Source organism: Lactobacillus melliventris, assembly GCF_042679465.1.
In the GTDB taxonomy this organism is placed as follows: domain Bacteria; phylum Bacillota; class Bacilli; order Lactobacillales; family Lactobacillaceae; genus Lactobacillus; species Lactobacillus melliventris.
The window spans coordinates 159,184-184,509 of record NZ_JBHTMT010000003.1; the positions used below are offsets into that span (position 1 = coordinate 159,184).

At 33.8% G+C, this 25,326-nt stretch carries 24 protein-coding genes, 1 tRNA gene, 2 pseudogenes and 1 other annotated feature; of the genes and pseudogenes, 7 read left to right on the top strand and 20 right to left on the bottom strand.

Translation table 11 applies throughout. The features are described from left to right. The first annotated feature begins 102 nt into the window (after window positions 1-102). The 4 genes from ACFQ32_RS04710 (at window position 103) to ACFQ32_RS04725 (ending at window position 3,816) form a co-directional block, all read left to right on the top strand. Window positions 103-1,671 (top strand): PTS transporter subunit EIIC, encoded by a 1,569-nt coding sequence (locus ACFQ32_RS04710; RefSeq protein ID WP_046324551.1) that lies wholly within the window; start codon window positions 103-105, stop codon window positions 1,669-1,671. Window positions 1,672-1,682: 11 nt separating this feature from the next. Beyond that, on the top strand, window positions 1,683-2,876 hold the full coding sequence (locus ACFQ32_RS04715) for a MalY/PatB family protein (RefSeq protein WP_046324550.1): 1,194 nt from the start codon (window positions 1,683-1,685) through the stop codon (window positions 2,874-2,876). A 10-nt stretch (window positions 2,877-2,886) separates the two neighbouring features. Then, on the top strand, window positions 2,887-3,375 hold the full coding sequence (locus tag ACFQ32_RS04720; protein WP_046325185.1) for a PTS sugar transporter subunit IIA: 489 nt from the start codon (window positions 2,887-2,889) through the stop codon (window positions 3,373-3,375). Window positions 3,376-3,579: 204 nt separating this feature from the next. Next, a complete protein-coding gene (locus ACFQ32_RS04725; protein ID WP_046324549.1) occupies window positions 3,580-3,816 on the top strand; it encodes a DUF2188 domain-containing protein in 237 nt (78 codons plus the stop codon). A gap of 309 nt (window positions 3,817-4,125) precedes the next feature. Here ACFQ32_RS04725 and ACFQ32_RS04730 read toward each other — a convergent pair. The 14 genes and pseudogenes from ACFQ32_RS04730 to ACFQ32_RS04795 all read right to left on the bottom strand — a co-directional run bounded on the left by ACFQ32_RS04730 (window position 4,126) and on the right by ACFQ32_RS04795 (window position 18,283). Beyond that, window positions 4,126-4,198, bottom strand: a tRNA-Arg gene (locus ACFQ32_RS04730). Between the two features lie 53 nt (window positions 4,199-4,251). Continuing rightward, complete coding sequence (locus ACFQ32_RS04735; RefSeq protein WP_046324548.1) at window positions 4,252-5,580, bottom strand: PTS sugar transporter subunit IIC; 1,329 nt, start codon at window positions 5,578-5,580, stop codon at window positions 4,252-4,254. Between the two features lie 2 nt (window positions 5,581-5,582). Then, the gene (locus tag ACFQ32_RS04740) at window positions 5,583-6,812 is read right to left on the bottom strand and encodes a DEAD/DEAH box helicase (protein WP_046324547.1); all 1,230 of its coding nucleotides are present in this window, start codon (window positions 6,810-6,812) and stop codon (window positions 5,583-5,585) included. After that, the gene (locus ACFQ32_RS04745) at window positions 6,809-7,516 is read right to left on the bottom strand and encodes a GH25 family lysozyme (protein WP_046324546.1); all 708 of its coding nucleotides are present in this window, start codon (window positions 7,514-7,516) and stop codon (window positions 6,809-6,811) included. Before ACFQ32_RS04745 ends, ACFQ32_RS04740 begins: the two co-directional genes overlap by 4 nt. Before the next feature lie 136 nt (window positions 7,517-7,652). After that, complete coding sequence (locus ACFQ32_RS04750; protein ID WP_046324545.1) at window positions 7,653-8,654, bottom strand: D-2-hydroxyacid dehydrogenase; 1,002 nt, start codon at window positions 8,652-8,654, stop codon at window positions 7,653-7,655. Between the two features lie 111 nt (window positions 8,655-8,765). Beyond that, window positions 8,766-8,885, bottom strand: a pseudogene (locus tag ACFQ32_RS04755) (pyridoxamine 5'-phosphate oxidase family protein); the annotation flags it as partial. A gap of 115 nt (window positions 8,886-9,000) precedes the next feature. Continuing rightward, window positions 9,001-10,185: a metal-dependent hydrolase family protein gene (locus tag ACFQ32_RS04760; protein WP_046324544.1), complete on the bottom strand. Its 1,185-nt coding sequence runs from the start codon at window positions 10,183-10,185 to the stop codon at window positions 9,001-9,003. A 48-nt stretch (window positions 10,186-10,233) separates the two neighbouring features. Beyond that, window positions 10,234-10,473, bottom strand: a binding site (T-box leader). Window positions 10,474-11,430: 957 nt separating this feature from the next. Beyond that, a complete protein-coding gene (locus ACFQ32_RS04765; RefSeq protein WP_244885257.1) occupies window positions 11,431-11,754 on the bottom strand; it encodes a YbaK/EbsC family protein in 324 nt (107 codons plus the stop codon). A 3-nt stretch (window positions 11,755-11,757) separates the two neighbouring features. Next, on the bottom strand, window positions 11,758-11,928 hold the full coding sequence (locus ACFQ32_RS04770; protein ID WP_244885256.1) for a hypothetical protein: 171 nt from the start codon (window positions 11,926-11,928) through the stop codon (window positions 11,758-11,760). A gap of 107 nt (window positions 11,929-12,035) precedes the next feature. After that, a pseudogene (locus tag ACFQ32_RS04775) lies at window positions 12,036-12,275 on the bottom strand (restriction endonuclease); the annotation flags it as partial. 23 nt (window positions 12,276-12,298) lie between these two features. Then, on the bottom strand, window positions 12,299-14,206 hold the full coding sequence (locus tag ACFQ32_RS04780; protein WP_046324542.1) for an ATP-binding protein: 1,908 nt from the start codon (window positions 14,204-14,206) through the stop codon (window positions 12,299-12,301). After that, window positions 14,207-15,211: an SIR2 family protein gene (locus ACFQ32_RS04785; protein ID WP_046324541.1), complete on the bottom strand. Its 1,005-nt coding sequence runs from the start codon at window positions 15,209-15,211 to the stop codon at window positions 14,207-14,209. Window positions 15,212-15,633: 422 nt separating this feature from the next. Then, window positions 15,634-17,487 (bottom strand): DUF2075 domain-containing protein, encoded by a 1,854-nt coding sequence (locus ACFQ32_RS04790; RefSeq protein WP_084619525.1) that lies wholly within the window; start codon window positions 17,485-17,487, stop codon window positions 15,634-15,636. Window positions 17,488-17,596: 109 nt separating this feature from the next. Then, entirely contained in the window at window positions 17,597-18,283 is a 687-nt protein-coding gene (locus ACFQ32_RS04795; protein WP_046324539.1) for a hypothetical protein, read from the bottom strand. 582 nt (window positions 18,284-18,865) lie between these two features. On the opposite strand from ACFQ32_RS04795, the gene ACFQ32_RS04800 reads away from it, so the two are divergent. Both ACFQ32_RS04800 and ACFQ32_RS04805 read left to right on the top strand, forming a co-directional pair. Next, a complete protein-coding gene (locus ACFQ32_RS04800) occupies window positions 18,866-19,300 on the top strand; it encodes a LytTR family DNA-binding domain-containing protein (RefSeq protein ID WP_046324538.1) in 435 nt (144 codons plus the stop codon). Next, window positions 19,297-19,755 carry a DUF3021 domain-containing protein gene (locus ACFQ32_RS04805; protein ID WP_046324537.1) on the top strand — a complete coding sequence of 153 codons (459 nt, stop codon included), beginning with the start codon at window positions 19,297-19,299 and terminating at the stop codon, window positions 19,753-19,755. The genes ACFQ32_RS04800 and ACFQ32_RS04805 overlap by 4 nt, the downstream gene beginning before the upstream one ends. 130 nt (window positions 19,756-19,885) lie before the next feature. Here the strand turns inward: ACFQ32_RS04805 and ACFQ32_RS04810 are convergent, their stop codons facing one another. The 5 genes from ACFQ32_RS04810 to rlmD form a co-directional block, all read right to left on the bottom strand. After that, window positions 19,886-20,251, bottom strand: a complete 366-nt coding sequence (locus tag ACFQ32_RS04810) for a TIGR02328 family protein (RefSeq protein ID WP_046324536.1) — start codon at window positions 20,249-20,251, stop codon at window positions 19,886-19,888. Further along, window positions 20,248-20,628 (bottom strand): YbgA family protein, encoded by a 381-nt coding sequence (locus tag ACFQ32_RS04815; protein ID WP_046324535.1) that lies wholly within the window; start codon window positions 20,626-20,628, stop codon window positions 20,248-20,250. Before ACFQ32_RS04815 ends, ACFQ32_RS04810 begins: the two co-directional genes overlap by 4 nt. A 118-nt stretch (window positions 20,629-20,746) precedes the next feature. Further along, window positions 20,747-21,451: a DUF6994 family protein gene (locus tag ACFQ32_RS04820; RefSeq protein ID WP_046324534.1), complete on the bottom strand. Its 705-nt coding sequence runs from the start codon at window positions 21,449-21,451 to the stop codon at window positions 20,747-20,749. Between the two features lie 24 nt (window positions 21,452-21,475). Beyond that, window positions 21,476-21,742: an AbrB/MazE/SpoVT family DNA-binding domain-containing protein gene (locus ACFQ32_RS04825; protein ID WP_046324533.1), complete on the bottom strand. Its 267-nt coding sequence runs from the start codon at window positions 21,740-21,742 to the stop codon at window positions 21,476-21,478. 349 nt (window positions 21,743-22,091) lie between these two features. After that, a complete protein-coding gene (rlmD, locus tag ACFQ32_RS04830; RefSeq protein WP_046324532.1) occupies window positions 22,092-23,444 on the bottom strand; it encodes a 23S rRNA (uracil(1939)-C(5))-methyltransferase RlmD in 1,353 nt (450 codons plus the stop codon). A gap of 173 nt (window positions 23,445-23,617) precedes the next feature. Here rlmD and ACFQ32_RS04835 point away from each other — a divergent pair, with 173 nt between their 5' ends. Then, window positions 23,618-24,328, top strand: coding sequence for a Bax inhibitor-1/YccA family protein (locus ACFQ32_RS04835; protein WP_046324531.1), 711 nt, complete (start codon window positions 23,618-23,620; stop codon window positions 24,326-24,328). Between the two features lie 66 nt (window positions 24,329-24,394). Here ACFQ32_RS04835 and ACFQ32_RS04840 read toward each other — a convergent pair whose 3' ends face one another. Then, window positions 24,395-25,315: a diacylglycerol kinase family lipid kinase gene (locus ACFQ32_RS04840; protein ID WP_046324530.1), complete on the bottom strand. Its 921-nt coding sequence runs from the start codon at window positions 25,313-25,315 to the stop codon at window positions 24,395-24,397. Window positions 25,316-25,326: the final 11 nt, after the last annotated feature.

A 25,326-nucleotide genomic window follows, 5' to 3' on the forward strand; every position in this document is an offset into this window, starting at 1 on the left:
AATACGGGCTTGTTACTTTAAATAGGCAATACCCAATAACTAGTACATTTTTGTGTACAGTTGTTGGGTATTTTTTTATCAAATATTGAGAAAGGAAATTATATGGAACAACCTATCAAAAAGGAAAGCATGAAAACCAGAGTTTATGCTTTCTTGCAAGACTTAGGAAAATCGTTTATGTTCCCAATTGCTACATTATCTGCAATGGGGATTCTAGTAGGAATTGGTAGTGCCTTTACGGCTCCGCCAATGATGGCAAGATTTTCGTTTTTGCAAAATCATATTGTTAACGTCATTTTTACTTTTATAAATACTGTGGGCAGCTTTGGTTTCACCTATCTTCCAGTAATGTTTGCTATGGCTTTGCCTTTTGGCTTAGCCAAAAGAAACAAAGGGGTCGGTGCCATAGCAGCTCTAGCTGGATATATTTCCATGAACATGGGAATTAATTTTATGCTGGGGCAGCAGCATAAGCTTGCCCCAGCTAGCAAAATGCAGGCAATGGGCCAATCTAGCGTTTTAGGAATCCAAAGTCTGGAAATGGGTGTCCTAGGTGGTATCTTGGTTGGTTTGATCACTTATTATTTACTTGAAAAATATCAGGAGATCAAATTACCCGACGCCTTCTCGTTTTTCGGCGGAATCAGATTTGTGCCAATTATCTCGGTAATAGTTGAGTCCTTCGTAGGTTTGATCATTCCTTTTATTTGGCCGACTTTTCAAAGTGGAATCGTTGCTTTGGGACACTTAATTCAAAATGCAGGAGTCTTTGGTCCATTTCTATACGGTATCGCCCTATCCATTTTAAAATTAATGGGTTTACACCACATTTTACTTGCAATGATTAGATTTACGGATGCTGGCGGTACAGCAATTGTTAAAGGTAAAGTTGTAACAGGGGCATTAAACATCTTTTATGCACAACTAAATGCAGGAGTACCAATTTCTCACAAAGCTACAGCCTTCCTTTCACAAGGATTCATGCCAACATTCATGTTTGGTTTACCAGCTATTTGTCTGGCAATTTATGTCACTGCCAAACCAGAAAATCGCAATAGAATCAAAGGCCTACTTCTTTCAGCTACCCTAATAGCCTTTGTTTCTGGAATTTCTGAACCGACGGAATACTTGTTTCTATTTATAGCACCATTGCTATATGTATTTCACACTATTTTACAAGGCTTATCACTTTCAGTAATGATGATTGCTGGAGCATGTATGGGTAACACTGATGGTGGTGTATTAGACTGGATTCTGTTTGGCTGGCTTCAACCTAACTCCAAATGGTGGGTTTTAATTCCAATTGGACTAATCTGGTTTGCAATATACTTCTTCTTCTTCCGCTGGTACATTTTAAAATACAACGTTAAGACCCCAGGTCGTGAAGGCGAAGGTGACGTTTTAATGACCCAGAATAATGGTATTTATGATCCCCAAGTCATCTTAGAGGCCCTTGGTGGTCAAAGCAATATTGTTTCTCTTGATAATTGCGTCACCCGGCTCAGACTAGAAGTAAATGATCCGTCTAAAATAGATGAAGACAAACTTAAACAATCTGGTGCACTTGCAGTTATGAAGGCAGAAAAATCTGTCCAAGTAGTATACGGGGCTCAAGTACAAAGTGTTAAAGACGGTGTAGAAAAATTAATGAATAACGGCATAACGGCTTAATGAGGAGAAAAATGGAAAAATATGATTTTGATTCGTTAGCAGACAGAACTATTGATAATGCACGAAAATGGGATAATAAAATTGTTCACAGCAAGTTCCCCAAAGTCAGGGATGATTTTATTCCACTTTGGATTGCAGACATGGATTTTAAAGCAGCACCTGAAATTAGAAATTCTTTAGCTAAAGTCGCAAATAATGGGGCCTATGGCTATACCTACTCTACGGAGCGCTGGTACCAAAGTGTAATTAATTGGCAACTTAAAAAGCATAATAATCATGTAGAACATGATTGGATTAGCTTAGGCTACGGCACTGTACCAAATATGCATATTATTGTTCAAGCTTTACTCAAACCGACTGACTCCATTTTATTAAACACCCCAGTTTATGGTCCTTTTGCCTATGCTGCAGAACACAATGATCGAAAGGTAATCTGCGTTCCTTTGAAAAACATTAATAACAGATATTACCTTGATTGGGAAAAAATTGAGTACGAAATGAAAGAAAAGCAACCAAAACTTACTTTTTTCTGTAATCCTCATAACCCTTCAGGCAGAGTCTGGAGTAAAGACGAAATTACTCATATGGCACAGCTTTGCCAGAAATACAATGTTTTATTAGTTTCAGACGAAGTTCACTCCGAACAAATAATGAAAGGCCCATTTACCAGCTCTTTACAATTAGACAAGCAGTATCTTGATAATTTAGTAATGTTTACATCACCTAATAAAGCATTTAATTTGGGTGGTTTAAAACTCTCATATTCCATAATTCCCAATCCTAAGATCCGTGAGCAATTTCGGCAACAATATGTGCGAAATTCAGTAACATCGCCAAATGTACCAGGTCAAGTAGCTATGATAACTGCTTATGAAAAGTGTGATGAATGGTTAAAGCAATGTACCGCTTATATCAAGGAAAATCTTAAAATTACTCAAGAAGCGATTGCTAGTTCTTTTCCTGGCTGGAAAATGATGGACATGGAATCTTCGTACTTACCTTGGGTTGACATTTCCGCAAGTGGAATAGATATGCATACAATTGCGCAAGTAATGGCGGAAAAAGCCGGGGTTGTAGTGGGCATTGGTGATGATTATGTTGCTAATGCAGACAACTTTTTGAGATTAAATTTAGGAACTTCACACGCTGTTATCGAAGAAGCCATGACAAGAATGGCTGATGTATGGGAAACAATGTATCAGTAAAGGTTTAAAAATGGTAAGTTTATTTAAAAAATTATTTACAAAAAAAATTAATATTCAAGCTCCTGTGACGGGTAAGGTAATTCCACTATCTTCTGTTCCTGACGAAGTCTTTTCAACAAAAGTAATGGGTGACGGTTTTGCTATTAAGCCCACTGAGAATAAACTTTATTCCCCGATCAGTGGAACCGTACTTTCTGTCTTTCCCACTAAGCATGCAATCACATTCAACACCGATGACGGAATTCAGGTTCTTTTACATTTAGGAATTGATACGGTTGAGCTAAAAGGTGCTCCTTTCAATATCTTAGTGCATGAGGGAGAACACATATCTGCCGGTGATGAAATAGGAACAATGGATATTGATCAAATAATTAAAGCTGGAAAATCTACTGAAATAATAATAGTTATTACCAATATGGAAAAACTTAAAAGCATAGACAGAGTATCTAACACCAATGTCAGTCACGGTGATAAAATAGGTGCTTTAAATTTAAGTTGATTTAATATTTAGGTATTTTAAAAAAGTTATAAAAAAGCTGATAGTTCAATCATGTAATTCATGATTTCACTTTATCAGCTTTTTTTATACTAATTTTTAGATAAGCAAAATAGCATTTAATAAATGATATAAGCTAAAATGTGTATTCTTTCACATCTACCCTTAATTCGCTGTATAATTATTTTGAAAAGAGGTGAATAAATTATGAGTAAAGAAGAAGTCACTAAAAATGTTTGGGTTACTACTCACGGTGATAAATGGGCTGTCAAAATTGCCGGGAGTGACAAAGTTTCTAAAGTCTTTGAGCGCAAGGCTGATGCTTTAGAATATGCTAAAAATTTGGCTAAAAAAGAAAAAACCGAACTAATTAGTCAAAAAAGAAATGGCCGCATTAATCTAAAAAATTCTTATGGTCATGATAATCCCAACACTCCAGGTTAGATTTTATTATCATCATTTATCTTAAATCATTTGCATATTTTATCTAGATCTGACATTATAATTTATCTTTATTTCTCAAACAAAAATATAAATTTTCATATTTACTTAAATAACAAATTTTTCAAGCTATAGTCTGATTGTCTTCTTGATAGTCAGACTTTTTAAATGTTGTTGATTACAGTTAATAGTAGCCTCTATTACCGTGATACTATTTTCACTACTTGTGATATAAAAAAATAACTTTGATAAGTCAGTTAACAACTGAACTCAAAGTTATACAACAAATATCAGTAATCACTGATGTATCTATGACCCCGGTGAGATTCGAACTCACCTCTACGGTTTAGGAGACCATTGTTCTATCCAGATAAACTACAGGGTCGCAATAAATTAACTTTACCAAATTTGAGCGCTAAAAGCCAATTTTTTTAGTAATTAATATTGACGGGTAAAATATGGTTGTGGCGTGTTAGAATCAGCGATTTTATCAGCCGCAAAAACAAATGGTGTCCATATTGCCAAAGCAATTAACATGTTAATAATAGATAGTACAATTGCACGCCAATCATAATTGCATGCTAAAAATGGCCCAATAATTGGTGGTACCACTGTCGGTACCGCCACTTGCACAGGATTAACTAAGTTCATCATACTTACACCATAGGCAAAAGCTACGTTAACTAGCGGTGCAAGCACAAACGGGATAAAGTACACAGGATTGAGCACAACGGGTAACCCAAAAATTATGGGTTCGTTAATATTAAAAATTCCTGGAGCCAATGCAACTTTGGCAATCGTACGATAATCACTGCGTTTTGAAAACAGCAGAATAGCTACAATCAACATCAACGTGCCACCTGCTCCACCAAACCAGGCAAAGGCATCAAATGATCCCCGAACCCAAATAAAAGGCGCTTCTTTTCCCGCGCGAGCTGCAGTAACATTGACATTTTGTGCAGTCAGCCAGATTGAGTCTAAAATCGGTGCCCAGACGCTTAGGCCATTGAAACCAAAAAAGCTGAAAATTTGCACTAATAAGGTTACAAGCATTACCATGCCAAAACCTTGGCCTAATTTTACCAGTGGAGTTTGGATTGAATTAAGGAGCCAATTGCCAAAGAAAGTGCCCGTAATTGTCTGAAAAACAAAGTTAATCATGCCCACGCAGAAAATGGCAATGATAGCTGGAACAAGCGAATCAAAAGCCATCTGTTCCGCATAAGGTAAATTGGCTGACAGGTGAAGCTTAATTCGCGCTCTAAAGCAAATTGCAAAAATTGTTACGCCAATTGTTCCAAATAAAATGGCGGTAAAAATTCCCGTAGTGGAAAATTGTGAGATATTAAAAGCTTTGTGAACAGGGATAATTTTGCCGTTAATTTTAAGTTTGGTTAAATTGGCGATACTCATTGCTAAGGATGATAATGAAACAATTGCTCCAGCAACTGGGTCGACCTCCATGCTTTTTGCTAAGTGATAACCTAAAGACATCGACAAAAAGAGTGCAAATAAGGCAAATGTCCCCCGCCAGACAACGTTGCAGACTAAAGAAAGAGGCTGCATTACCCACGCAAAAGTTTTCCAGCCTAATTCGGTTTTGGCGGCAGCTATTAAACTTTTAATCAGAACAGCCACTGAACCGGCAATAGTGATCGGCATCACGGAAACAAAAGCATCCCTTAATGCTACCAGCCAGTGAGTTTGCCCTAATTTATTTGCTAAAGGCAAAATATAGTCTTCCAGCCAAGCAACTAATCGACTCATTTTTACCCCTTTCTTTTTAAATAATGAGGATGATACCCCTTATTTTTATTTTTACGCTTTTTATGTTTTTCTTTTGGAGCTGCATTTTGCTTTTCTTCATTTACGTCCCGCTTTTTATTTTCCTTTTTACGTGGCATTTTAGTAGACAAATGAAAGCCGGCAAAATATACCCGTTCAATTTTAACACTTCGAGCGAGTAACTTCTTCAGATCACGAAAATCGTGGTCGTCACCTATGCTTACAACAAATCCCTTTGCCCCCATGCGGCCAGTTCGACCAGCACGATGCATATATGTGTTAAATTCACTAGGAATATCGTAATTTACCACATAAGTAACACCAGGAATATCTAAACCACGAGCCGCTAAATCCGTTGCTAACAGCAACTTGATTTTTCCGACTTTAAAATCATTCAGAGTTGCTGCTCTGTTTTGCTTGCCAAAATCATTAGCCAAGATACCAAATTTAGTTTTAGTGTGTGCTAAAATGCCTGCAAAGCGCATCATAGTTTGGTTGGAATCAAAAAACAAAATTCCTTTAAAACCATCAAGACGCATTAAGCGCTGAATAAAATCAATTTTATGGGCATTATCTATTTGCAAAAAATAATTTGCTACGGTTGATTTCTGCTCCGGTCTGACATCAATTGTAATAAACTTACGGGCAAAAATATCTTCTGCTTGCTTGGTTATTTCAGATTCTGTAGCCCCAAAAAGCAAGATTTGCGCATCTGCGGCCAAGTTTTGTCCTAAAGAACTTAATAATTCCATTTTATTAAACTCTAAAACATCGTCAGCTTCGTCGATAACTAAAATTTTTATCTGATTAACTTTAATACGATTAGCCGAAAAGAAATCGAAAAAACGTCCTGGTGTGGCAACCACTACTTCAGGGTGTTTTTTCTTCAAGTTGTCTTCCTGCCGCTTGCGATTACCAGCACCTACAAGCGTTATGCCCGTTAAATCAAGGGCATTAATAAATGGGTTAATAGCGTGGCGAATTTGTACCGCCAGCTCTGTTGTGGGAGCAATAATCACTAAACTATTGGGTTTGCCTTTTTCCAGCTTTTCTAATGATGGCAATGCATAAGCCAAGGTCTTTCCCGTGCCCGTCTTAGCAAGAGCTATACAACTTGCACCCTTTAAAATGGGTGTACGCGTTTCTTGCTGAATCAAAGTTGGTTCAGTCATTTTTAATCTGGTTAAAACTGCTTGAATTTCTGTTTTCATTATTGTGTTAACTGTCCGTATTTTTCTTTATATTGAGTAACCGTACCATTGTATGTTAACATAACTACCCCATCTTCTAAGTTCTTAACTGATTTTACCCGTCCGTCATTGGTATAGCGCCAAAAAGCATACTGCATTTTATCTGGTGCTTTTCTGCCACCAGTAATAAATTGCACATCATGCGGAAAATACTTTTTGTACTTTACAGCAACATCTACTATGACCCGTTTATTCAATCTTAAAAGCATACCGGTAAATTGCGCCATTTGCTTGATATATGCAATATCATAGTTATCAATTGCTGGTTCAATCCAGATTGGCAAACTACCGGTATCAGTGCCTACTTTTTTCAAAAAATATTGATAATGCTGCATGGGTGTAGATTCATTACTGTATGCAATAACTGTCCCAAAAGCTAATTTTGTTCCTAATACTTGATCCCGATATAATAAATAATCATCGTCAAAGTATGACCGCCCCTGTGTGCTTCTCAAATAGACAAATGAAATGCCGTTAGCTTGCAACTCATGTAAATCAATATAGCCATAATCCTGATTTAATTCCACACCGATCGCACTCGCATTACCATTTGGCGGCAAAGTAGTTTGATTGCGCATATTCGCTATACCCGTAAGAAGAAGGACGATTGCAACGATGAGCAAAATTAAAATCGCGGGTAACGTAAACTTATGATGAAACCTTTTCATCTTTTTCTCCGATAATTTTTTCTACACCTGTACATTATAGCAATTTTTCTGCAATACTTGCCAACTACAATCTTAACAATAAAAAAGTGACCGGCTTTACGGTCGGTCAACTTTTAAACTAAAAATAAACTATGAGCTATTCTTCAACTAAGTAAACTGGTTTTTGACCATTTAATACTCGTTTAACGTCTGTCATACTGTGTTCAATCATGTTTTTGACGGAAGTCTTCGTGTAGTACGCGGAGTGAGGCGTAAAGACTACGTTAGGCATTTTAGCTAATTCCTGGTACTCAACTGGCAATTCGGAAATATCCTTAAATTTTTTCATGACAATTGCTTCTTCACCAGTCATAACATCCAATGAAGCACCAGCAATTTCTTTATTCTTGAGCGCTGCAATTAGATCCTGTGTGTTAACCAGAGGACCTCTAGCCGCATTAATCAAATATGCAGTATTCTTCATTTCTTTAAATTGCTTGGCACTAATCATATCTGCCATTGAAGGTTCTAAAGGTGTATGCAAGGTCAAAATATCAGCATTTTTAACTACAGTATCAAAGTCTGCATACTCTAAAAATGCCTCATTAGCAGGATTTTCAACCAAGTCATAGCCAATCACTTTAGCGCCCAAGGCATGAAACATTTCTGCAACACAAGAACCGATACGTCCAACACCAATAATACCCACTGTCTGGTTATAGATCTCGTCACTCATTAAGTTCTCTTCACGAACAAAGTTAAGGTGTTCCTTTTCATTGTTTAAAATAGGACCCCATTTTCTTAACAAGTACATTGCAGAAGTCAAAGTATTTTCAGCCACTGCACGGGGAGAATAAGCTGGTGTATTAGTAACGATCATATGATATTTATGAACAAAGTCAAAATTGATAATATTATAACCCACAGACCTTAAGGCAATCTGTTTGATACCATATGAGCTCAATTTACGATAGACCTCTTCCTCATCTATGTCAAAGACCTGCAAAACGCTGACAACATCATAACCTTGCGCCATCTCCACAGTCTTAGCATCAAGCTTGTCATCAGTGGTTACTAAATCATCTTCCGGATGATTTTGGTTCCACTTATCTACATAGACCTGCTGCTCCGGGGTCATATTGTAAAGTAAAGCTTTCATTATTAATCCTCCTTTTGGATAAAAAATTATATCTCTTATTGTATCTAAAATTAGGATAAAATTAAAGATAAATTTTAAAAAAGAGTGATTAATAATTTTTATTTAAAAATAAGCTGGAATATATAGCCAGTACTTTTTCCTGTCGATTTTAACATAGGACATCCAACTGTTCACTACGCTAGCAGGTTTTGCATTAATAGTAACAATGGTGACAGGTCCCTCATAATTCATGAAGTCTAAAAATTTTGATTCATTTTTCTGCTCCAAAAATAAAAAGAAGCCGCTTTTACAGTAGCTTCTTTTATTGTAGAACGGTTGTTCAGAATTAAAAATAATTTGCTGATGTTTAGTAAGCTCTCTTACCCTTTTTATAAACAGCCTTATCCTTTTGGACAACCGCGCTAATTTTTTCTAGTGGGTTTTCATCCAGTACCAAAAAGTCAGCGTATTTGCCTTCTTCTAAAGAACCATATTCTTTATCTATTTTTAGTAGCTTAGCAGAATTATAACTGGTTTCTAAAGCTTCAAAATTAGTAAAACCTTGTTCTACCAGTAAAGGTAATTCTTGCGGAGTCATCGTGAAGTCATTAAATGGTGTGCCGGCATCAGTACCTAGAGTAATTTTGACACCAGCATTTTTGGCCTTAGTAATGTTGCCGCGCAAGTCTTTCCAAGCTGCAGCTATTTTATTCATTTCCCAGTCTGGAATTTTGCCGGGAGCATATTCGATGAATGCCCAAGCTCCAACTATTGTTGGCGTCAAATATGTTCCTTTTTCAATCATCAGCTTAATTTCTTCATCATTAACGTAGAAGCCGTGCTCAATGCTGTCAACGCCGGCCTTAATCGCATTCAAAATTCCCGGGTTGCCTTCCGCATGTGCGGCCACAGTTAAACCCTTGTGGTGGGCTTCTTCAACAGCAACATGCATCTCAGCTTCACTTAATTGAGGATCATCAAGAGAATCGTTTTCAGTCATTACGCCACCTGTGGCCATGACTTTAATCGCTTTGGCACCGGCCTTAATTCCCTGGCGCACAGCTTTGCGCATTTCATCTGGTGAATCGACCAGCACACCAAAATTAGGCAAATCACCGTGTCCCCCCGTCATAGAAAACGGGTGACCTGCAGGCACGATTTCTGGGACTTTGGTTAACTTATTTTTCTTAATTAAATTATTAAGGGCAATATCGATATTATAAGTGCTGCCACATTCACGAATATAGGTAACACCAGATTTTAATAAATCATGCAAATGTTTTACTGCACGCACAGTTGAAGAAACTACATCACTTTCACTACCACCATCAGGGGTTAAGGGATCCATAATAATATGTGTATGGCAATTAATTAGACCAGGAATCACATATTTATTGTGTAAATCTACCGTCTGATCAGCCTCAGGTGCAATACCCTCACCTATTTTGGTAATCTTGCCACTTTCATCATCAACCACCAACGTGGTATTAGATTGAATTTTGTCATCAATCCCGTTAAACAAATTAACGTTAGTATAAGCAGTTTTAGTCATCTAAAAACCTCCATATTTTTGTATAAAAAAAGCACTCATCCTTTTCTACTTAAGGACGAGTGCTCGCGTTACCACCTTTTATTCATTTATTACTCACGTAATAAACCTCATTAACTATCAAACAATAGCTTGCAAAGATAACGGATGCAACTCCGCTATTGGCTGATTATCACCAATAGACATCAATTAGAAGCCCATGTTCACTACATATCGCTAGCTGACTTTCACCCAAATATCAGCTCTCTTTATTAGTAATAAAATAGTTACTCTGCTTTGCAAGATGTTTGCTATTTAATTGACTTTTAATCTATCATTTTTTCTTAATTATGTCAACTCCATAAAAGAAAAATAAAGATTAGGCGGTACTCTTCGGGGGGTATAGCATAAATAGCTTCACTAAAGAGCAGTAAAAATTATTCGCTAAAACGACTTTTCGTTTTAGTCATGCTTTACTGATGCTTTTAAAATCATAGTCTCGTTTAACATGATGATATTGCTTTTATTTAGTTTATTGCTAAGTAATTAATAACTCCTTTACTGTCCGCACCTCCAAATACGATTTTAAAATTAGTTATTAATACTCCTATTTTGATGTTCAGTCAGAATGCTAATAATTAATCTATCCCTACTCATATGCGTTTTTTATAAAATTAGTTCCTAACCAGCTTTTCCCGAGTGATTAACTAACAATCCTTTTTCCTGAAAGGGGATAAAATATAGCCTCAACTTTTTGCTACAATCAATTGCTATTTTATTTCAACGGTGATGAGATATTAGCAGATTTATCTATAAATGACTTAAAATCTATATTAAAAATCATTGACTAAATAAATATCTTTTATTCCAACTTAAACAACAGTTTTTTGAGAATTTAGGTTTATACACAAGAAAGAAAGATACTATAAATAATACAAGATAAAGTTACATATTTTGAATCGTTATCACAGTTAAACGTATAACTACTTTTTTAACATCAGCTTTGTTACCATCATTAGCTGCGTTCAGGTCTTTAATTCTTTGTGCATTTAAAGCAATATCATAGTCCTGATCAGAGATTAACGGCAACGAAAAAGATTTTACAATGAAAGAGTAAATAATTTAACCAATTAAATTCACAAATAAAAATATTTACCTTTTGTTAATAATTTAATGGTATTTATTTAATAAATATATACAAACAAATAGTCTGTATGTCTTTAAATAAAAAAGACGCAAATTGCTAATTTGCGTCTTAATATTCAGCAGTTATTGGTTGGACGACATTTTCACTACTTTTACGGGATTGCCCAAGTCCTTTATGACTTTAAGCAAAACTTGCGGATCTAGCCAAATAGTAGCTGTATTATCGTTGGGATGAATAGCGATTCTAGGCTGGTCACTAAAATATGAATCTAAGTAAAAGGGGATTTCGTGGTGAGAATCATTTAACAACCCCAAAGGTGTGACTGAGCCCGATTCCAAGCCCAATTTTTCTTTTAAATCTTGCGGCGAAGCAAAACTAAGTCTGCGTGTGCCATTTTCCTCCTGAAATTGCTTGAGGTTAACACGTTTATTACCCTTAATAGTCAAAAGTTAGTAGTCACGTTTCTTGTCATCCCTCACAAACAGATTTTTAGCATCTGCTTCAGGGTGTGGCAGTTCAATCTGCTCCATTTCTGCCATATTGTAGACGGCTGGATGCTCCACTATCTCATATTTAATTCCAAGTTGATCTAGGTAATGTAATGTCTCGTTTTTGTTCATTTGATGTTATTTTCTTAAAAGATGCTATTTTTAATCTTACTTCATAAATTGTAAGTAGAAAGTACTTTAAAGATTAATAACCAGCACTTAGTCTCTGCTAAAACAATTTAATCTTTATCAGTATAAAATGATTTTAACTTATAGGTAGTCACCGGTTCAACGTAATAATTGTACTTTGCCACTAGGTCACAGATTTCCTCACCATCAATCAAAGTGATAATTCTTGTGCCCTGACGTGCCGTCTTAATTGCACCGCGAGTAAAATCAGAATTCGTAATAAAAATACCAAATTCCGCGTTGTATTTATCCATTGCGCTGCGAAACTTATCTATTTCATGAGCGATAACATTAAATTACTATTATTTTAACCTTAATTTTCCCACAATTTTGTAAGTTTAACATCGTCGCTTTTAGGTCTAATTGATTCTTCTTTATCCACTTTTAAAAGCATGGGTATTTTTATTGCATTACCAGTTACTAGTGCTTCACCTTTTCCAAGAGTGGGCAGCATTTTATATGAATTTTTATCTAATGTTGGAACAGTCCGACTTAGCATATCAAGATCATTATCATTCACTAGTCTGTGTATAAAAAAGTTATGAATTTGAGACATAATAGTGGGAGATATGTCAGCCGGTCTTTGACTTGCTAGTGTCAAATAAAAGCCGAACTTCCTCCCTTCTTTTATGATTTCTTCGAATACGGATAGTCTATAATCTTGCCAATTGTCACCATTTTTTATATGTTCAGAATTAAGAATGTTATGAGCTTCATCTATAATTAGATGACAAGTAAAATCAATAGATTCTGTATTACTTATTCTTTTCTTTTGAATATCATAAAGCATTTTTGAAACCATCATTGGAATTAGTCGTTTTATTTCTTGATTTGTATTTACTAAAGAAATTATATTTAAACACTTAAACTCCTTCTCAACTTCAATACCACTATTTACTAGTTCAATCAGCGGCTCTAGACTATTCAAAGTTTGTTCAATTCTTGAAAAAAGAGGATTAATATATTCTGAATTTGTTGATTTCCAAGCAGTTTTATAAACTTTTTCAAATTTTAAAAAGTAACTTAATTTTTCAAAATCAGATTTATTTTCATAACATGATTCCAATAATGTCTTTAATTTTTTTATCTTGCATTTTCCATTATCAGTTAGTTGACCTTGAAACAATATATCGTTTGATTGCTGAATGGATGAATTAATTAGTTGCTCACTCATTTCTCCTTCAAATATTCTAGAATTACCATACGCATTGTATTGCTTAGCGTTAGCTAACGTATCAAGAATAGGCAAGTCAAGCCCCAAATCTTTCGCTATACTTACCCATTCTTCAATTGATATTAATTCAACTCTTTTATAGTCCTTAAGTAACGAGACTAGTAAACCAACTTCTAAATCAGCAAAATTTTGGCTATCAGTGTAAACCACTTTATTTGCATGATTTTTCTTTGGCATGCTTAATTCTTTAAATTTCTTTATAGCAGTCTTTAAGAATGGTACTTGAGTTGCTTTTCTTGCACTAAATAATAGAGATAAGAATTCGGGATCTAAAAAATATTCTTTAGTTATCGGAATTTTATCTGTTTTTCCTCGTGTACTAATTCTAAAAATTCGTTTTTGCTCTTTTTCTACCCCAAACTGTTTATCTTGCGTATACTCTCCGTTAAAATCAATTACAACAAACCTAGACTTTTTAAAAATTTTCTCGCTATACTTAGATTTAAATAACTTTAGGTAAAGCTTATGTAAAGTATTTGATTTTCCACTTCCAGTATTACCGAAAATGCCTATATGAGAAGCAAAAAATTCATTAATTGGTAGATTTATTTCTTGTCCCTCTCTAATTGATTTCCCAATACTTATTGTAGATCCTATATCATCAACATCATAAATTGCTTTCAAATCTTCCTTAGTTGTAATCACAACCTTGTTTCCAACCATTGGAACATATTGACTCGTAAGCTGAAATTTGTTTTCGTCAATTACCCCTTGCGTTTTTAACATCAAAATTCTATTTATTGAATTTTTCCTATATCTATTATCAAACTGTTCACTATTAACTGTATTTTGTTGATCCTGGACTTTTTCTGAAATAACAGTAGATATAATTCTAATGTCATTTTGCTCAATGGTGAGGAAAGCTCCTATTTTAGGTCCATTTAACAAATTTCCATCCCAAAGAAAAGTAGAATCATTAGACATATTATACATACCCACTGTAGCTATATCTCCATCAACAGCTACAATTACTCCTAAAGATTCCATTTATAAAATTCCTCTCAAAACTTTGGTCAAATCTTTGAGTTCCAGATTGTCTTTATCCTCAAATTGACTTGGTTTAATAAATTTAAAATTATGAGGAATTCCCTGACTATTAAAACCCAAATTCTCCTTATATTTTTGTTCATCTTCATTCTTCCAACAAAAGCATTCAATAATTAAACTTCTGTTTCTTAATGCTCTTCGAATCATTCTGGCAATATGATCATCTTGAAAAGAAAATCCTAATATAAATAAAACAGACTCAGGTTTGTCCAGTTCCAGTTGGAAAACTCGCAACATATCGTGAAAGTGATTATCCATAAAAGTATCTCTACCCTCATTCCCAGTTGGAGGAACTACCATGGGACTTTCGACGACTTTATTTTTAATTATTACTTTTGCATTCTCACTTTCTCCGATTTTTTCCCAATTTACAGAGCCATGCGGCTTAATTAAAGTTAATGATGGTAGTTCATCAATATAATTATTATTTAATCCCTCATAAGAAACTGTTCTATTGAAATTTGAACTATCCAAAAATCTATTAAAATAGCCCCTAGCACCATCATTAAAAACTAATGAAACTTCTTCTTTTAATACCTCATCAACAGCTTTTTCGATAAAAAGATCATAATTTGTAGTAAAAATGTTTGCTTCTCGAGGTGTTTCTCTGGAATTTGAAAAATTTAATATTACAGAAATACTTCTAATGAAATCTTTAAATTCTTCTAGTTTCTTTTTTTGGGTATCATCGAGAGTTTTATTTAACAAACTTTTACTAACTTCTTTTACTTCCTTAATCAACCTTTCGTTTTTTGCAATTTTTTCTTTTTCTTCATCACTTAAATTTTTATCAGATACCTGTATATTTGCTATTTCTTCAGCGGTCGGGTCTTTTACTTGTGACATCAAACTGATTGCCGGAGAGGAAGCTCCAGAACCAATTAAAAAGTTTAATCTTTTTGTGATAGCAAGGTTTCTTAAATTTTTACTTAAATTATTTTCCATATTTTTTTCCTACTCAAATGCTTATCTTTATTTAAACCAACTATACTAATAGTATCCTGTCGAAAATAAATATAGTCAAGGTTAGATTTTAAGTTAACTTTTAAGCATAATCTTAAGAGAAGTAATCAACGAAATAACTTCGAAGTATTCCAACGGATACATAGAGGTCTATAATCGCAAAATTAAATAAATGAAGCGAATAACTTTTGGCTACGTCAATTTCCATAATTTACTAACCAGGATAAGAATGTCATAAAGCAAGTTAAAATGAAAAGAACTAAGCAGTTTATTAGCTACTTAGTTCTTTTGTTTGATGTTCAGTACAGACTTATATTTTTTTATTTATCTAACTTATCGTAAAAAAATATTAACTTGGGTTAACTCATAGGTTAGAGCTTTTTAATGACTAATTATGAGTTAAATTAAGATTTATTCTTTGCTGCTTCTTTTAATGCATCTTGTAATTCTTGATCAACAGCATAAATGTAGAGACCATGAACTCCTCTAGTCATTAGAACGTTAAACTCATTTTTTAATAATTCTTTTGCATAGCTTTTCTTAGAATTTCTCTTATTTATTGCTTTTCTATTTTCACTACCTTGATAATCATGAATTATCTTACCATTGCGATATTTCACAGATGGACCTAAAACTACTCCAACATAGTTAAGATCAAATCCCTGAACCGTGTATAGAGATCCTATTTCATTAATAGTATAGTCTTTTTCAGCCCAAGGCAAATCGCAATACTTTACCGTTCTTAAACGAGATTTATTTAGATTATTTTCCTTATCTTTATATCTGATTCTTTTTTCTATATGGTCTCTTCTATTAATTTCGTAATTCCAAGGCATGCTCCAATTACCAGTCCTAACTTCCCAATACCTTTGTCCCTCTGGTAATTTTTCCTTACCGCCGGAATATTTCCAATCAAAAGTGGCAACCATGCGACTTATGCCATGAACTTGGGATTGATTTTTTTGTTCAATCGAGTTTTGCATTAACATTGGAGAATCAAATATTTTTATTTCATATTTTCTATCTGTTGGGATTGGCTCTATTGTTCCTTCGTCAATTAGCCTGTGAATCCATTCAATGGTTTGATCATTAGCATCAATTCTTAATTGATCTTTTAAGTATGTAGTTTCACCACCTGTTTTTTCAACTAAAGATTCTAAATACCGATTATCAATTATTGAGTCAATTGATAAAATTTGTTGTGGATCAAATACAGCTACCACAACTCTTGCTCTTTTCAAAATGTCATCAATCATTTTGTCACCATGGCCATAATAGGCTTGGCTTTTTTGAGTTAATAACAAATGCGCTTCATCAATAATAACAATATCATCTTTATTACTCTTGGTCGTTTTTCTGATAAAAGTTGATGGCTTTAATACTTTAATATCCGAATCATTTGGAAAAAGTTTAGCTGCAATTTCCTCATAAACTTTTAACTGCTCATTTTGGTTTACTAATAACGTTATCTTTAAGTGGTGATTATGATTTGTCTTCTTCTTAACTGAAGAGTCATTTAATCTATCTTCATGAATCAAATCATAAAAAATATTGCTTACCAAAACAGTTTTCCCAGTTCCAGCTTTACCTTCAACCAAAATCAATTTTGCTTCATTAAGATTAGTAGTTGATCTTAAAGCCTGATCAATTTTAAAAATTACTTCCGTTTTAACTTTAAGTTGTTCATTTGTAAGTTTATTAAATGGAGAAGATTTAAAAATAGCCTTTGTTTTTAAGTCTTCAGCATCAGGAAATAGATTCTCGTCTTTTTTATGCAACTCCGACCATATCCTTTTAAATAGGTCATCAAATTCTTCAGAATCATAATATTTATTCTGTTCATTAAAACGGCGATTATTTAGTCTTGAAACAGCTGAAACACTGCTTAGATATTGCATAAGCCTATTTTCAATATCCAATGTCATAGATTTATTAAAATGCTCTTGCCCTATGACATACATTTTTGCATTAGTTGAATGTTTAAAATCTGCAAAGTCGACTCTAACTTTAGGATCTTCACCTAGATGTTCAATCGTTCTTCTTTGGATATCATTAGTTTCACCAACATAAACTGAATATTCCTTGTTTCCCGAAATTTTTGAATTAATAATGTAGACAGTTGGATATTCTATTAGTAATTTTTCTGCTAATTTATTATTTTTATATTCATCATGAATTTTATTTTCAAGTTCATTAGCACTTTCTACATCGTATTTTGTATCAAAAATTACAGGGTCTTTAATTAAATCTTCTGACAAAACTATTCTCCTAAATAACGAATTTTAATAACATGGTTTAATTATAAATTTTATGAACGGTTATTTTTTAAACATTCATTCAATAAACTATAGAGCATGATATTTTGTATTAATTTTCCTTTATTTTAAATTTTATCTCAAGAATATCTTTTTCTAAAGAATTGAAATGTACCAAATTACCTTTTCCAATATCTTTTTTAACAAATCGATATTCATGTTGATATTTATACTTATTAGCTTTGTAAAACATAAGGTGATTCGTCGAAACTTTATTTATTTCATAATTATTAGGATCATAATAAATGACTGAACCATGTTCTATTTGGTATTCGTTACTCTCTCTAATTAAACCTTTTACATTTTTAACGACAAATAGTTTCCTATCACCATCTTTTAATTTTTGAAGATCTTCTTTAACTTTAGGTTTAATTCGATACACATTCTCATTATCTTTGTCTTTTTCTAAATCTCTAAAATAAACCGCAAAGAAACTACAAATTCCACAGTTATCCTTATCAATGGAATTCATTTCAAGATCCAAAGAAATTTTAGTAATGTCTTCTGGGTTTACCTTGTGACCAGCTATAGTTAGAGACTTTAAATCATTAATCTCCCAATGAAATTTACTTTCATTTTTATCGCCCGTCTTATCATTGTTTTCCTTATTCTCTAAATCATTAAAATACTGTAATTTTGTAAAATATAAATTGCCGTTTTTAAAATCTTTGATATATTTCGACTTGTTTTTAACGTATTTCAGAAGAAATACTATTGCATCGGGTCTATTTTTTGTCATCTATTTTCCACATTTTCTATTCTAACTAAATTTATCTTTTTCTGTGGTAATAATCTTCACTATAGTCTTTTTCTAAAAAACCTATGTCAAGATAATTCTGATTTAAAATTTCAGAGTCAATATCATATAAATCATAGTTTGCTAACCCGTTAATATGTTTTCAATATTACTTTTAAACTGACTTAATTTACCTGCTCTGATAATTCTTACATCAACAGAAAAATCTGCTTTAAATGAAAGTTTATTTGTTAGAATTATATAAAATTGAACAATTAAAATGACTAGCCAAATAAAAATTGAAGCTAGTATTATATGTAGTCCTCTTTTTGTTTAATTGCACAATCTAACCTTAATTCATTAATTTCTTGCATCATCTTCATCCTTTTAAGTAAAACACCTTTTCTTTTAAATTATACTTTAGTATATTCATACACTCAAACTCTCTTTTAATTATAAAAGCTAAATTTCAACCAGAAAGACAAATTTTGTAACCATTAATGTCATTTATTTCACCATTTGCAGTATCCTGGGATAAAAGTTGAATTCATCTACTATACTTACTAACAGAAAGGAGCGCCAGGAATGAAAATTAATTGTCACATCGATCCTAATATTAGTGAAGAGCACGGTGAATTATGGATCAAAAAAATGACACCAGCAATTAATGAACTTTTGCAAAAATTATCGCAGTCTGAAAATTCTTTATGGTGCCATTATCAATCTCAAATTTATCCGATTAATTTTGAAGATATTTATTCACTTGAAGTTGCTAATAGAGATATTAATGTTTATACAGAAAAGCAGCAGCTTATATATAATGATCGTTTATCAAATTTGAAAACAGATCTACCGAAATATTTTATTGAAGCTTCACGCAGCGCTATATTTAATTATCAACACATCGATCACCTTGAATTACTTAATAATGGGTTAATTGATGTAGTTTTGACTAATAATCATAGAGTGCAGATATCTAGAAGAAATATTAAGAACCTGAAAGAGAGGTTAGGAATATGAAAAACACCAAGAGATTTATCAATTATTTGTTTACTTTTGCTACTGAAGGCATCTTCATTGGCTTAATGATTTCTATCTTTTGCAGTTACGCATCACATAGCTCAGTTTATGTTCCATCCAGTCCATCTTTTACGACAAACTTTAGCAATTTGCTTAATGCTTTTACCGCTTCAATTATTCTTTGGGCGGTCACTGGAATATTTTTCGGTTTTGGCAGTTTTATCTTCACTATTAACCATTGGTCATTATTAAAGAAAACAGTTATAAATTTCTTCACCTACTATTTTGGGTTTGTTTTTTTGGCCCTTTTAGCTGGTTGGGTTTCGTTAGACTTGATTAACTTCACAAAATTTACTGTGATTTTTGTCATCATCTACTTAATTTGCTGGTATTATAATTACCATAAAATTGCAAAGGAAATTGCAAATATTAATCATAAAATCAAAAAAGAGTAATCTAATTACAATGTCAAAAAAGTTGAGCATTCATATCAAAGTGCTCAACTTTTTTCTTACGTTTCTTAAAAAGAAATTTAGGAGAATGTCTTCATTCAATGTCAATCTTCTGCTTTTTAACAAACCGAACTTAATACAAATCAATTCCTTTTTGGTGCAAATTATCCAAACAACTTTGTAAATAAGCCTCATCATGTTCTGGATAAATTGGATCAGTCCACGGAATAGCTGGTAAACTTTCGTACTTAGAACAATATTGTCCTCTATAATATGGATCAAACCATTTAAGATCTGGATGATAATGACGACGTTGCATTTCAGCTAATACTAACAAATGAAATTGATACAATTTGTAAGGTGAATGTTGAAAAACATAGTTAACAGTAGCATGGGGCTTGCCCCAGCCACGTCCGCGCAAAGCAGCAATTTCGCGGTGTTGCCCCAATAATTGTTGCCTAGGCAAACGCCAAATTAAGTCTTGATGCCATAATCTCATGATTTTTCTTTATTCTCCTGAATTAAACGTGAATTTAGTAAATAAGAAACTTGATACTTTTCAGCTAAACGACTTAAAAATGGACCCAATTTATCGTCTTGTGGCGATAATTCTTGCAATAAATGTAAATATGTTTGTTTTTCCTCTGGTGTACACATTTTCTTAAAGTAGCCCCAGACATGCTGATAAGCGTTAGTTAAAGTTTTAACTGTTGGGGTTTGACTAGCTGCTTTTTCTAATAAGTCCTTGAATTCAATATTCTTTTGTTCCGACCATTCGTTGTCTTTAGCCAGCAGCCTAATCTGCTCATAGCACTGTTGCGAATGAGCCATTACCCAATATTTATTGTAGGCCCATTCTTCTTGCCATTTATTCATTTTCATTTGTCCTGCTTTTTCAAGTATTTACATACATAGTTTTATTAATAATAAATTCTTCCTAACTAAATTTTATTACTAAATACTATTTCGCAACAAACGAATGAAACTAATTTTATTAAAATAACTTGTCCAAAGCTAACAGCTGTTTCATGTATTGTCTTTGAGCGTTTTTATTCTTACCTTTACTCTTAAGTTGCTGTAAATCACCATTAACAGTTTTTCTTTGTCCAAATTCAATATCTAACACATCATAATTTTCATTAACAAAATCTTCGAAGTGCATTGCCTGAATAAATTTTGGGAAATCATTGTTAAAAGCTTTAAGCCAAATCTTAGTATTATTATTTTGATAGGCTTTTTGCATCGGTGTTTCTTTACCCATAAAATAATGTTTCAAATCATATAACAAGTAATCAATGCGATCGTGATAAATTTGATAGCGATAAGTATTTATTGTCGGAACTTTATGCTGGGGCCATATGAAATGTAACTTTATACTTGATCTGATTTTGGCATAATTTGATAAAAATTCTGGCGTAGTTAACCCTAAATTTTTTAAACTTTTAATACCACAAATAATATCTGCAGACATTTTTATCTTTTGCTTATTGACGCCAACAAATAAATTCCATTTCTTGCGCTCTAAATTATATTTAAGAGCTAGATCTTTGTATAATTCAACATCACAATTATCTGGATCTTCATATAGAGTATCTTCAACATTTTTGACCATTTTAGGATCATTAGTTTCCAACCAACTGTAATAATCACTTTGATAGAAATTTTTCAAACGTTCAATGTTTTTTAAGTATACTTGCAAAAGTCATTCATTCCCCTGACTCTATTAGCCATTAACCATCCAGTCATGGAAATCCGGTGATTTTTTAGGATCTAAATAACCATTTTTATCGAATTTGACATCTTCAACTGGAATTTGCTTAACCAAACTAGCCCAATCTAATGCCGTTGGTAATTTTTTGATAGTAATTTCACCATTATTTAACTCGAATAACACTTTGCTTCCCTTTTTCAAACCTAAAGCTTTCCTGATTGGTGCTGGAATAACAACTTGTCCTTTTTGTGAAACTTTACCAGTAAAAACGCAGTCCATAACTATTCCTCCCTTTTGTTTTACGTCTTACTTTTTACAAATACTTTAATAAAATTTTTGATCAGTGCCAAGAATTTGATTCAGTGAATTTTGCTAATAAACTTTTCACACCAACAAAATATCACTCAAAAATTAATTATCTGGTACAAATTTCTCTTGTTTGTTAGACAGCTGAACAAACTAGTGAAAACTTTTTAATTAAAGTATAAACAATCTGTAGTTATGGTTTCATCGAGAAAAGACTGCGGTATAGCTCCGAAAACAAAAAGCGTTCTAATTCTAATCTTTAAAATAGGAATTAGCACGCTTTTATTCTATATAAAATTGTCTTTACATAGAAATTTAGTATTTATTTCCTAGCCCGTTCCAACACCGTCACCGCTTCAACATGTGGCGTTTGTGGAAACATATCAACAGGATCGATTTGACTAAAGGTGTAGCCTCCATTCATAAATTCTTGCAAATCACGAATCATAGTTGCAGGATTGCATGAAATATAAACAATCTTCTTTGGACTAGTTTTTACTGCTGCTTCAATAAATTCTGATGTTAATCCTTTGCGTGGTGGGTCGACAAAGATGACATCAGCTTTCATCCCCCTAGCAGCCCATCTTGGCATCACTTCTTCAGCTTTACCAGTCACGTATTTCGCATTATTGATACCATTCAACTTAGCATTATTATTGGCATCTTTCACCGCGTCAGACACGCTTTCAATTCCACGAACAGATTTAACGTGTTTGGCAACACTTAAACCAATGGTTCCAATACCAGAATAAGCATCAATTACGATATCATCAGGCTGTAAATCAGCTTTTCTAATAGCTAAATCATATAAGCGGGGAGTTTGCAGTGAATTAATTTGAAAGAAACTTTCAGGGGAAATCTTAAACTTAACATCACCAATTTGATCTGTAATTTGTGGCTTACCAAAGATTAAGTAATCAACTTTACCTAAAATAACGTTGGTCTTCTTCGGGTTATAGTTCAAGACTAGGCTAGTTACGCCATCGATTTGTTTAATTGCCTCTGCTACTTTAGGTAGTTGCGGAAAATCCTTGTGCAGGCAAACCAAGATGACCATGATTTCACCGGTAGCCTTGCTCCGACGAATATCCAGGTACCTGATTTCACCTTGATTATGAATTTCATCGTATGCTGGGACATGATATTGTCTTAAAATGTCACTCACAGCGACTAAAACGCGGTCAATTTCAGGATCAGTAGTAAAGAAATTGGTCAGAGGCACTAAGTCGTGTGAATGTTTTCTGAAAAAGCCAATTTCAAGCTGGCCTTTAACTTCACGCACTGGGACCTGTGCCTTGTTACGGTAGCCCGTTTCTTCAGGACTAGGCAGGGTCTCGCCCACTTTTACATCATCCAAATGTGCTTTTTGCAGTAAATTTACTACTTGATTACGTTTAAACTCCAGCTGCTTATCGTATTTGATGTGTGCTAAAGAAGCTAAGCCAGTTTGAACCCACTGGTTTAGCTTAATATTAACCCGGTCAGGGCTTTCCTTAATGATTTGCTCGATTTTAGCAAAAGCAAAGTGCTTTTTGACTTTTAAAATCTTGGCTTCAACCGCTTCACCCGGTAAGGCATTGTTGACAAATACCGTCATGCCCTCATAATGAGCTACTCCCATAGCTTCATATGATAAATCTGTAATTTCAAGTTTGATAATTTGATTCTTTTCCATATTTTGTCCTTTTTTACAAACACTAATTAATATCTTTATTTTACTAAAAATCCTAGCAAAAGTAATGCACAAGTCGGTTTCTTAATATTGGATTAATTTCAACTTTATCCCTTCACACTTATTGTTGTCTGTGTTACTTTTATTACTAATAACTTAAAGAAAGGACGTTTTTCATGAACAATTATGATACTAATTCAGATAGGCGCCAAATTCACACCATCTCCGAAACCAATACTTTTTTAACTAAAATGTATGCCTTGATGGCTGGTGCGGTACTTGTTTCTGCGTTAGCAGCCTACTTAACAATGACCGTATTCAGAAGTGCTGTGATGAACATGCCAGTGGCCATAATGTGGCTCATTTTATTTGTCCCGTTTGGCTTATCAATGGGTATTAGTTTTAAAGCTGATCGCAATCCAGTTGCCAGTTTAGTAATGTTAATAATATTATCAGCAATTTACGGTTTTGAATTTGCTTTAATTGCAGGCTTTTATACCGGCACGCAAATCACTTCTGCCTTTGTTTCAGCGGCAGCGGTGTTCATTGCCATGGCTTTGTTTGGTACTTTTACTAAAAGAGATATGACTAACTGGAATTCTTACTTAAGTGCTGCTTTACTAGGTTTTGTTGTTGCCTTGATAGTTAATATGTTTTTACGTAACCCGGCCGTTACTTATGTCTTCTCATTTATTGGGGTCATTCTTTTTACAGGTTTAACTGCCAGCGACGCCAACAAAATGAAAGCCATTTACACTAATTATGGCGACCAAGTTTCAACTAACGGCTTAGCAGTGCTTGGTGCATTGCAACTTTACCTTGATTTCATTAACATTTTTATGTTCTTACTAGAAATCTTTGGTGGCAGTGGCAACAGTCGCAACTAATTGATTTTGTTACTAAACTAAAAAAGCAATTACTCGTGAAAGTAATTGCTTCTTTTTTGTGCTTTATTATTCACCAACGAAAAATTCAATTCGTTGTTGTAAGTTTTTAAAAGTAACAGGACAATAATCGCCAATTTCACCATCAAGGTTAACCGGCAATTTTTCGCCTTTGCTTTTACCCATTAATTCAATCTTTAAACTACGCGTCTTAGTGTAAATAATGTCAGGATCATCAACGTGTTTGCCGTTTAAAGCTAAAGCCATTAATTTTAACAACTTTACTGGTTCAGACGGCTTGACAATTATTAATTGAAACAAGCCATCACTTAATTCAGCATCAGGCATAATTTGTTCAAAGCCACCGATAGAATTGGTCATCCCCAGAAGAAGCATAGACAGCTTACCTTCGTATACGCCCTCATCATAGGTAAGACGAAGTTCGTTTTCAGTAAGATGAGGCAGCATTTCCGCACCTTTAATTAAGTAAGCAGTATAGCCAAGTGCAGACTTTACTTCTGACGGAACACCATAGGTCAGTTCAGTCAATGAACCACAAGCAGCAATATTAACAAAATACTGAATATCCTTGGCAAAAGTTGCCTCACCAATATCCATTTTACGGGTTTTATTTTTGAGAATAACCTTTGTTGCTTCAGCAATATCATCTCGCGGTATATGCAGAGCACGAGCATAATCGTTAGTAGTACCGGCAGGAATAATTGCCATCTTTGGTCTTTTTTCCAAATTCGCAATACCGTTGACCACTTCATTAATGGTGCCATCACCGCCAGCGGCAACAATCAAATCAAAGCCTTCATTAGCTACCCGAGTTGCTTCTTTTTGCGCACTCTGCTTTTCTGGCTTGGTTCTAAATGCACTTGCCTCATACCCAGCTTGTTCCAAAACGTCCAATATATCCGCGACATTTTTAGGCATCTGTTCGTGACCAGATACAGGATTATAGATCAATCTTGCTTTTTCAGTCATAATTTCTACCC

What these genes read in the sequence shown, in the direction of transcription:
- ACFQ32_RS04710 (WP_046324551.1), top strand. Translation starts at nt 103, where the DNA reads ATGGAACAACCTATCAAAAAGGAAAGCATGAAAACCAGAGTTTATGCT.
- ACFQ32_RS04715 (WP_046324550.1), top strand. Translation starts at nt 1,683, where the DNA reads ATGGAAAAATATGATTTTGATTCGTTAGCAGACAGAACTATTGATAAT.
- ACFQ32_RS04720 (WP_046325185.1), top strand. Translation starts at nt 2,887, where the DNA reads ATGGTAAGTTTATTTAAAAAATTATTTACAAAAAAAATTAATATTCAA.
- ACFQ32_RS04725 (WP_046324549.1), top strand. Translation starts at nt 3,580, where the DNA reads ATGAGTAAAGAAGAAGTCACTAAAAATGTTTGGGTTACTACTCACGGT.
- ACFQ32_RS04735 (WP_046324548.1), bottom strand. Translation starts at nt 5,580, where the DNA reads ATGAGTCGATTAGTTGCTTGGCTGGAAGACTATATTTTGCCTTTAGCA.
- ACFQ32_RS04745 (WP_046324546.1), bottom strand. Translation starts at nt 7,516, where the DNA reads ATGAAAAGGTTTCATCATAAGTTTACGTTACCCGCGATTTTAATTTTG.
- ACFQ32_RS04750 (WP_046324545.1), bottom strand. Translation starts at nt 8,654, where the DNA reads ATGAAAGCTTTACTTTACAATATGACCCCGGAGCAGCAGGTCTATGTA.
- ACFQ32_RS04760 (WP_046324544.1), bottom strand. Translation starts at nt 10,185, where the DNA reads ATGACTAAAACTGCTTATACTAACGTTAATTTGTTTAACGGGATTGAT.
- ACFQ32_RS04770 (WP_244885256.1), bottom strand. Translation starts at nt 11,928, where the DNA reads ATGAACAAAAACGAGACATTACATTACCTAGATCAACTTGGAATTAAA.
- ACFQ32_RS04780 (WP_046324542.1), bottom strand. Translation starts at nt 14,206, where the DNA reads ATGGAATCTTTAGGAGTAATTGTAGCTGTTGATGGAGATATAGCTACA.
- ACFQ32_RS04785 (WP_046324541.1), bottom strand. Translation starts at nt 15,211, where the DNA reads ATGGAAAATAATTTAAGTAAAAATTTAAGAAACCTTGCTATCACAAAA.
- ACFQ32_RS04795 (WP_046324539.1), bottom strand. Translation starts at nt 18,283, where the DNA reads ATGACAAAAAATAGACCCGATGCAATAGTATTTCTTCTGAAATACGTT.
- ACFQ32_RS04800 (WP_046324538.1), top strand. Translation starts at nt 18,866, where the DNA reads ATGAAAATTAATTGTCACATCGATCCTAATATTAGTGAAGAGCACGGT.
- ACFQ32_RS04805 (WP_046324537.1), top strand. Translation starts at nt 19,297, where the DNA reads ATGAAAAACACCAAGAGATTTATCAATTATTTGTTTACTTTTGCTACT.
- ACFQ32_RS04810 (WP_046324536.1), bottom strand. Translation starts at nt 20,251, where the DNA reads ATGAGATTATGGCATCAAGACTTAATTTGGCGTTTGCCTAGGCAACAA.
- ACFQ32_RS04815 (WP_046324535.1), bottom strand. Translation starts at nt 20,628, where the DNA reads ATGAATAAATGGCAAGAAGAATGGGCCTACAATAAATATTGGGTAATG.
- ACFQ32_RS04825 (WP_046324533.1), bottom strand. Translation starts at nt 21,742, where the DNA reads ATGGACTGCGTTTTTACTGGTAAAGTTTCACAAAAAGGACAAGTTGTT.
- rlmD (WP_046324532.1), bottom strand. Translation starts at nt 23,444, where the DNA reads ATGGAAAAGAATCAAATTATCAAACTTGAAATTACAGATTTATCATAT.
- ACFQ32_RS04835 (WP_046324531.1), top strand. Translation starts at nt 23,618, where the DNA reads ATGAACAATTATGATACTAATTCAGATAGGCGCCAAATTCACACCATC.
- ACFQ32_RS04840 (WP_046324530.1), bottom strand. Translation starts at nt 25,315, where the DNA reads ATGACTGAAAAAGCAAGATTGATCTATAATCCTGTATCTGGTCACGAA.